The sequence below is a fragment of the uncultured Amnibacterium sp. genome (genome assembly GCF_964244015.1).
In the GTDB taxonomy this organism is placed as follows: domain Bacteria; phylum Actinomycetota; class Actinomycetes; order Actinomycetales; family Microbacteriaceae; genus Amnibacterium.
The window spans coordinates 1-2,395 of record NZ_CAXTHO010000210.1 but is presented as its reverse complement, the minus strand read 5'-3'; the positions used below and the strand labels follow the sequence as shown (position 1 = coordinate 2,395).

Below are 2,395 nucleotides of genomic sequence, written 5' to 3'. Positions count from 1 at the left end.
TTTCTTCAAAAGGGACATGCGAAACACGCTCTAGGTAAGACCCATATAATACTTGTTCGCCATCGTCCAAGTCAGGTCCATGAATTCTTCGACCGGTACACCCGCTGCTTCTCCTTTCAAGGCTGTGCTCAGCGGCGGAATTTTCGCGCCGCTCACGCAGTTTGGTTTCATCGATACTACCGGCGACGACGCCGCCGCGGCCACGTGGCGACGGTATGTGGACGACTCGCAGACACTGCACGAGCGCGCGTCCCGCACGCACGGCGGGCGGGAGCGTGGCGGACCGAGCGCGTAGTCCGCAGACTGTAGGGGTGTCCCGAGTCGTCCTGCCCCGGTCGCGATGGACCTCCAGGGCCGCCGCGGTCGCGTTCTGGCTTCTGGCCGCCCCCGGCGTGGTCGTGCTCGTCGCTGCTTGGGTCTGGTTCGGCGCTTCGTACCTCGAGGAGATGACCGAGCAGTGCAAAGCCCTCGCGGCGACGACCACGATGGAAGGGTTCGGCGCAGGATTCGGTCTCCTCCCACTGCTCGTGGCGCACGTCCTCGGTCTGGCGCTTCTGGGACCGATCGCGACCGCGGGCCGCTCCTCGACACGGTCCGGCATCGTCTATGCGGTTGCGGCCGTCGTGATCGCATCCGGGATCGGTGTCGTCGTCGCCGAGGTGCTGTTTGAGGGCACCCTCTTCACCATGGGCGCCGGTGCCGCCCGCTGCTATGCGGGCGTCGGCTCCTAGGTGGTCGGCGATTAAACTCGCCCCAGCGGACGAGGCAGTTCGTCCCTGCGAATGAGGCTTCCTCGCCGTGCTCTCGGGAGTGTGGTTTGCATGCACCGGTCAGGACCTCGCCTCGTCGCACGAGGTCCGGCTTGACCCGGGTGGAGGACGACCTCCCCGACGGCGCAGGCCGTCGGAGGTCGGTAGGCCGGTTCGTGGTGTCCGCGTTGGCGGTGATCGGTGGGATCGCGATCGTGTTCGGCTCCGGGGTGGCGATCCTTGTCGCGCTGCTCAACAGCCTGGGCGACTCGGAGCCGCACGAGGCCATGGACCGGTTCGCGGGTACCGCCCGCCGGGTACCGGGGGTGACCAGCGTCACGGTCGTGGCGGGGCTCGGTGACCTCGGCACGGAACCGGACGACATTTACGCGGACGTGCGTCTCGGTTCGACTTGTACGCACTCGGAGGTCGCGGATGGCACGGCCGCGTTGCGGCGGGTGATCCTCCGCGAGCACCAGTACTTGCTGCATCCGACGATCTGGTGCCGGAACCGCGGCTTCACCGTCTCGCCGGACGCCGCCGCGACGGCCACGCGGCTCCGCGTGTACGACCAGCTCGCGGCTGATACGGACTTGCGCTCGGGCGCCTTGATCGCGACCCAGCGGGGGGATGACGCAAGCCCTGACCTCAACAACGACGCCCTCACGCTGCAGCTCTACCCGCGGGGATCGGTCGGCGATGCCGCACGACGATGGCTCGACCGCCTGTCGGGGACGCTGCCTCCGCTGCGGCTACAAGCGACGACGAGCAAGCGCGGAGAGTACTACGACCAGAGCACCGTGACCCCGAAAGATCGCGCCGTCGACCTCGAGACCGCCGACTCGGCGACGACCGCACTGCTCCAGATCGCGCAGCGATACGACCGCACCAGCATCAAGCCGGGCTACTTCATCGGCGGCTACCAGTGCAGTGTCACCGCGGTCGGACCCCGGAGCTTCTGGTCGAGCAACGACGCCTTCACTACCGCGCACCTTCCTGCCACCTGCGCGCTCCGCTACAGCCCCACCCGCGAGCCGACGCCCTAGCACCCGGCCCGATCGCCGCAAGGGCGAGCACTGGCTCGCTGCCGGTATCAGCCACCGAGCGCGTTCGCCCTTCGATCTCGGCGGCGGAGGAGGCGAGGTGCGCTGAGGTCACCCTCCGCCGCCTCGGTGCAGGTGACGCCGAACCGGGCGGTCCTCCAGGACGGCGGTTCGCGGAGATTCGCCACCGGCCACGCGACCAAAGAAGGCGACGGGCACTATCGGTACGTGGTCGCTCGCGGCGACACGTTGGAAGGCATCGCAACCCGATTCGGGGTCAGCCCGAACGCGCTGCAGAGCGAAAGCCGAGGCGAACTCGAGATTTTCGCCGGCGAGACGTTGCAACTGACGACCGCGGCCTGAAGCGGCGCCATCGCCGATCAGTTAGTGGCGGGTCGGCCGTGTGTTTCGGCCGGGACGAGGCTTGTCGATCGATCGGCTTGCCCGTCGACCTACTCCGCGGGGCGCTGCCAGGAATACGGCAGCGATGACCGCAGCGAACGCTGCGAGGGAGGCCGCCGCGGCGCAGCGCTCGACTGCCGCGATCTGCTGGTCATCGGCGGGCGAGCTCGTGCTGCGAGAGGGACCTGCTCGGGGTCGGAG

4 protein-coding genes are annotated in these 2,395 nt (G+C 68.2%); 3 read left to right on the top strand and 1 reads right to left on the bottom strand.

The genetic code is table 11. From position 1 onward, the window contains the following. Positions 1 to 30 precede the first annotated feature (30 nt). Positions 31 to 204 carry a hypothetical protein gene (locus tag ACFE67_RS14905; protein ID WP_375407653.1) on the bottom strand — a complete coding sequence of 58 codons (174 nt, stop codon included), beginning with the start codon at positions 202 to 204 and terminating at the stop codon, positions 31 to 33. Between the two features lie 107 nt (positions 205 to 311). Here ACFE67_RS14905 and ACFE67_RS14900 point away from each other — a divergent pair, with 107 nt between their 5' ends. The 3 genes from ACFE67_RS14900 to ACFE67_RS14890 all read left to right on the top strand — a co-directional run bounded on the left by ACFE67_RS14900 (position 312) and on the right by ACFE67_RS14890 (position 2,155). Beyond that, complete coding sequence (locus tag ACFE67_RS14900; RefSeq protein ID WP_375407652.1) at positions 312 to 731, top strand: hypothetical protein; 420 nt, start codon at positions 312 to 314, stop codon at positions 729 to 731. Positions 732 to 862: 131 nt separating this feature from the next. After that, the gene (locus ACFE67_RS14895) at positions 863 to 1,795 is read left to right on the top strand and encodes a hypothetical protein (RefSeq protein WP_375407651.1); all 933 of its coding nucleotides are present in this window, start codon (positions 863 to 865) and stop codon (positions 1,793 to 1,795) included. A gap of 126 nt (positions 1,796 to 1,921) precedes the next feature. Further along, positions 1,922 to 2,155, top strand: a complete 234-nt coding sequence (locus ACFE67_RS14890; protein WP_375407650.1) for a LysM peptidoglycan-binding domain-containing protein — start codon at positions 1,922 to 1,924, stop codon at positions 2,153 to 2,155. Positions 2,156 to 2,395 lie beyond the last annotated feature (240 nt).